Raw genomic sequence first — 4,812 nt, 5'->3', positions numbered from 1 at the left:
CGCGGGGCCGGAGACGCCGGCGTCCCGGGCCCCGGCTCCGGTGCGGAGGCGTCGTCGGCACGGCCGGGCCGGGTGCCGGGGTGTGCCGGTCGGGCGGTCTGGTCCTCGGGGTGGGTCGAGGCGGGGTCGGAGCCCGTCTCGGCCGGTTGTTCGTCTCTCGCCACCCCTTCATCCTCCCAGGTTGATCACGGTGCCGAGTCTTAGCACTTTCCTAACTTCACAAATTTGTGAAGTTAGAGTAACTTCGCCACCATGACCACGGCAACCACGGCGATCTCCGTATCCGGACTCGTCAAGACGTTCGGCCGCACCCGTGCCCTCGACGGGCTGGACCTGACCGTCCGCACCGGCGAGGTGCACGGCTTTCTCGGACCCAACGGTGCCGGCAAGTCCACCGCCATCCGGGTCCTGCTCGGACTGCTGCGCGCCGACTCCGGCACCGCACGGCTGCTGGACGGTGACCCCTGGGCCGACGCGGTGGCCCTGCACAGGCGCCTCGCCTACGTGCCCGGTGACGTCGAACTGTGGCCCAACCTCACCGGCGGCGAGGCCATCGACCTGCTCGCCAAGCTCCGCGGCGGCATCCACCGCGAGCGGCGGGACGAACTGATCGAACGGTTCGGGCTCGACCCGACGAAGAAGGGCCGCAGCTACTCCAAGGGCAACCGCCAGAAGGTCGCCATCGTCGCCGCGCTCGCCTCCGACGCGGAGCTGCTGCTGCTCGACGAGCCGACCGCGGGCCTCGACCCGCTGATGGAGGTCGTCTTCCAGGACGTCATCTTCCAGGCGAAGGACGCAGGCAAGACCGTGCTGCTGTCCAGCCACATCCTGGCCCAGGTGGAGAAGCTCTGCGACCGGGTGAGCATCATCCGGCTCGGCCGGATCGTCCAGTCCGGCACGCTCAGCGAGCTGCGCCACCTGACGCGGACCACCGTCGAGGCGGAGACCGAGCGTCCCGCCGAAGGCCTCGACCAGCTGCCCGGCGTGCACGACCTGACCACCGACGCCACCACCGGCCGGGTCCGGTTCGCCGTGGACGGCGACCATCTCGACGGGGTGATCCGCCGGCTGAGCGAGGCCGGCGTCCGCAGCCTCACCAGCCACCCGCCCACGCTGGAGGAGCTGATGCTGCGCCACTACGGGGACGAACTGGCCGAGGCCGACGGCAACGGCCGCACCGGGGACGCACGATGAGCGCCGCCACCGGGGCCCGCCCCAAGGCGGCGCCGGCACGCACCGACTCCGCCCACACGCTGGCCGGCACCGGCACGCTGCTGCGCTTCAACCTGCGCCGCGACCGGGTGCGGCTGCCGGTGTGGCTCGCCGCCCTGGTCCTGGGCACCCTCTCGACCGCCAACAGCTACCGCGACCTGTACGCGGACGCCGCCGACCGGGCGTCGGTGGCCGCCACCATGAACAGCGGCGCCGGCCTCGCCATGTCCGGCCCCCGCCGCTACCTCGACGACTACACGCTCGGCTCCATGCTGAGCCACCAGATGCTCGGCTTCGTCGTCGTCATGACGGCACTGATGAGCGTGCTCATCGTCACCCGGCACACCCGCACCGAGGAGGAGACCGGCCGGGCCGAACTGATCCGCTCCACCGTCGTCGGACGGCACGCGTACCTGACGGCCGCACTCGGCGTCGCCGTCCTCACCAACCTCGTGCTGGCCCTGCTGCTCACCGTGAGCCTGGCCGGCCTGGGCCTGGACAGCGTCGACTGGGCCGGTTCGCTGCTGTACGGCGCCGCGCACGCCGCGGTCGGCATCGTCTTCGCCGGCATCGCCGCGGTGACGGTGCAGATCACCGCCTACGGCAGGGGCGCGTCCGGCATGGCGATGGCGGTCCTCGGCGTCGCCTACGTGCTGCGCGCCGCCGGGGACGTCGGCAGCGACACGCTGGCCTGGCTGTCACCGATCGGCTGGGCGCAGCGCACCTACCCCTACCTGGACAACCGGTGGTGGCCGCTGCTGCTGGCGCTGGCGCTCACCGCCGGCACGGCCGCGCTCGCCTACTGGCTCAGCACCCGCCGGGACGTCGGGGCCGGCCTGCGGCCCACCCCGCAGGGCAGGCCCACCGCGACGCGCGCCCTCACCAGCCCGCTGGGCTTCGCGCTCCGGCTGCACCGCGGCATGCTGATCGGCTTCGGCGCCGGACTGTTCGTGATGGGGGTGGCGTACGGGTCGATCCTCGGGGACGCCGAGGAGATGCTGGCCAACATCAGTGAGCTGGAGAAGGCGTTGCAGGAGGTCGGCGGGGAGTCCGTGGCCGAGTCCTTCGCCTCGATGGTGATGGTGGTGATCTCCGTCGTCGCCGCCGTCCACGTCGTGATGGCCGCGCTGCGGCCGAGGGCCGAGGAGAGCGCGGGACGGGCCGAACCGCTGCTGTCCACCGGGCTCTCCCGCAGCCGTTGGGTCGGCAGCCACTTCACGGTCGCCTTGGCCGGCGGCACCGGACTGCTGCTGCTGGCCGGGCTCGGCTTCGGCGCGACGGGCGCCGCCACCACCGGTGACATGGCGCTGCTGTCGAAGCTGACGGGCGCCGCGCTGGCCTACGCGCCCGCGCTGTGGGTGACGGGCGCGCTCGCGCTGGTGCTGTTCGGCTGGCTGCCGAGGGCGGCGGCCGCCGTCTGGCTGGTCCCGGTGTACGCCTTCCTCGTCGGTTATCTGGGCCAGATCCTCCGGTTCCCGGACTGGATGAGCAATCTCTCGCCCTTCGGGCACGTGCCGCAGCTGCCCGCTGAGCCGCTGAACTGGGTGCCGCTGCTGGTCCTCACCGCCCTGGCGGCGGCACTGGCCGCCCTCGGCCTCGTCGGCTTCCGCCGCCGGGACCTGGACTGCAAGTAGCCGCCGGCGGCCGACGGGCCGGCAGCGGACGGGCGCCGGTGGACGGGGGCGGCGGTCGGCGCCGTGCCGCCCCGGCCGCGCGGCGGTGACGGTGTCTCAGCGGGTGGCGTGACGGGACCTCAACTCGCCCTCGACTGGTCCAACACTGCACCCGGGGGGCGGTACACCGGATGCGGCTCGCCCGGGTCGCTGCTGGCATGAGGTCGAAGGCGCGCGAACCCCGCGGGAGAACGGCTCCCGCACGCGCTCCTTCTGACCGGAGGTCACACCTCTCATGAAGATGCGCACTCTCGCCACCGCGGCAGCGTCCACCGTCCTGGTGTTCGGCATGGCCGGCCCGGCGTTCGCCGGCGGCGACACCGGCCAGTCCGGCGGCCTGCAGATCTCCCCCTCCTCGGGCGGACCCGGTACGCACGTCGAGGTCCGGGCGCTGTGCAAGGACGGCGGGCACGGCACCGTCGCCTCCGACGCGTTCGAGTCGAGCCAGGCCCACACCGGCCACCACGGCGGGCACCACGGCGGCCACCACTCCGGCAGCCCCACGCCGGGCGGCACCGCCAGCCCGAGCACGGGCGGTCACCACGGTGGACACCACGGCCACCACAACCGGCCGTTCGCCACGGCCAAGGTCATGCACCAGGGGCTGACGCACGGCAAGACGTACCAGGTCACCGGTTACTGCCGGAACCACCAGCCGATGACCGGCACCTTCACCTACACCGGCGTGCAGGGCGGTGCCCACGCCGGACTCGGCGGCCTGGCGTCCGCCACCGAGAAGAGCAGCAGCGTCTCCTCCACCACCACGACCGCCGCCGCGGCAGCGGGTGGCCTGGCTCTCGCGGGCGCCGCCGGCTACTTCGTCTGGCGCCGCCGGGCGGGCGCGGACCAGGCGTGAAACGCCCCCGGATAACCATGACGACCCGACAGCAACGGCTCGCGGCGCGCAGTCGCCGCGTGGAAGGTGTGGCCGCGGTGGCGACACTGGTGGTCGCTGCGGCGCTCTGCGCCGTCGTCCCGGCGAACGCCGGACGGGACGAGGGCGGGGCCCGGATGAACGACAGCACCCAGGTGGCGGCGGGGGTCTCCCGGCCGGAAGCGGTGGACACCCTGCCGCCGCTGCCCGACCCCGAGGTGATGCCGCGCTCCGAACCGAAGAGGCTGCTCATCCCGCAGCTGAACTCGGAGATCGAGGTCTTCCCCGCCGACGCGGAGGAGGACGGCACCCCGCCGGTGCCGCCCAAGCAGGACGCCGACCGGGTCGCCTGGTACCAGGGCGGGCCGTCCCCCGGAGAGCAGGGGCCGGCTCTGTTCATCGGACACCTCGACACCGACGACGGACCCGCCGCCTTCGCCGGGGTGGGTTCGCTGGAGCCCGGCGCCGAGATCCGGATCGAGCGGGACGACCACAGCACGGTCGTCTTCACCGTCGACTCGGTCGAGCAGTACCAGAAGGACAACTTTCCCAACGAGCGGGTCTACGGCCCGACCAGGACACCGCAGTTGCGGCTCATCACCTGCGGTGGCAGCTGGAGCAAGGAAGAGGGGTATGACGCGAATATCGTCGCCTTCGCAAGCATCAGAAAGTGACATAGCCGCCGGCAGCGTCCGGCAGACACGTCCCGGCCGGGCAGCCAACGGCCGGGACGTGCCGCGTACCGGGCCCGCCGCCGGCGGGACGCGGGGACGTGCGCCGGTCAGGTGGGCGGATCGGCGGGCGGGGCGGACGGCGGCAGCGGCACGTTCGGGCCCTCCGGGGTGGAACGGCCCACCAGCAGGGTCAGGACGGCGAACAGCGACGCCAGCAGCGCGATCACCGCCAGTACGACGACCACCGTGCGCGGCCAGGACGCGGGCCCGCCGGGCCGGGGCCCACCGGTCACCGCCTCGTCCCCTGCACCCGCGCCCGTCTGACTTCTGCCCGTCCCGCCTGAACCAGGCGCCCGGTCGGCGGGGGCGGTGCGGGGGC

4 protein-coding genes and 1 pseudogene are annotated in these 4,812 nt (G+C 73.3%); 4 read left to right on the top strand and 1 reads right to left on the bottom strand.

What is annotated here, in order from left to right:
* Positions 1-252 precede the first annotated feature (252 nt).
* The 4 genes from ACYVE9_RS15935 (at position 253) to ACYVE9_RS15920 (ending at position 4,433) form a co-directional block, all read left to right on the top strand.
* Positions 253-1,194: an ABC transporter ATP-binding protein gene (locus tag ACYVE9_RS15935; RefSeq protein ID WP_461028514.1), complete on the top strand. Its 942-nt coding sequence runs from the start codon at positions 253-255 to the stop codon at positions 1,192-1,194.
* Positions 1,191-2,846, top strand: a complete 1,656-nt coding sequence (locus ACYVE9_RS15930; RefSeq protein WP_461028513.1) for an ABC transporter permease — start codon at positions 1,191-1,193, stop codon at positions 2,844-2,846. Before ACYVE9_RS15935 ends, ACYVE9_RS15930 begins: the two co-directional genes overlap by 4 nt.
* A gap of 274 nt (positions 2,847-3,120) precedes the next feature.
* Positions 3,121-3,741 (top strand): LPXTG cell wall anchor domain-containing protein, encoded by a 621-nt coding sequence (locus ACYVE9_RS15925; RefSeq protein ID WP_461028512.1) that lies wholly within the window; start codon positions 3,121-3,123, stop codon positions 3,739-3,741.
* Positions 3,742-3,818: 77 nt separating this feature from the next.
* Entirely contained in the window at positions 3,819-4,433 is a 615-nt protein-coding gene (locus tag ACYVE9_RS15920; protein ID WP_461028511.1) for a class F sortase, read from the top strand.
* Between the two features lie 107 nt (positions 4,434-4,540).
* On the opposite strand, the pseudogene ACYVE9_RS15915 reads toward ACYVE9_RS15920, so the two are convergent.
* Positions 4,541-4,812 (bottom strand): annotated as a pseudogene (locus tag ACYVE9_RS15915) (hypothetical protein); the annotation flags it as partial.

Source organism: Streptomyces sparsus (assembly GCF_054776295.1).
This window is presented reverse-complemented; position numbering and strand designations above follow the sequence as displayed.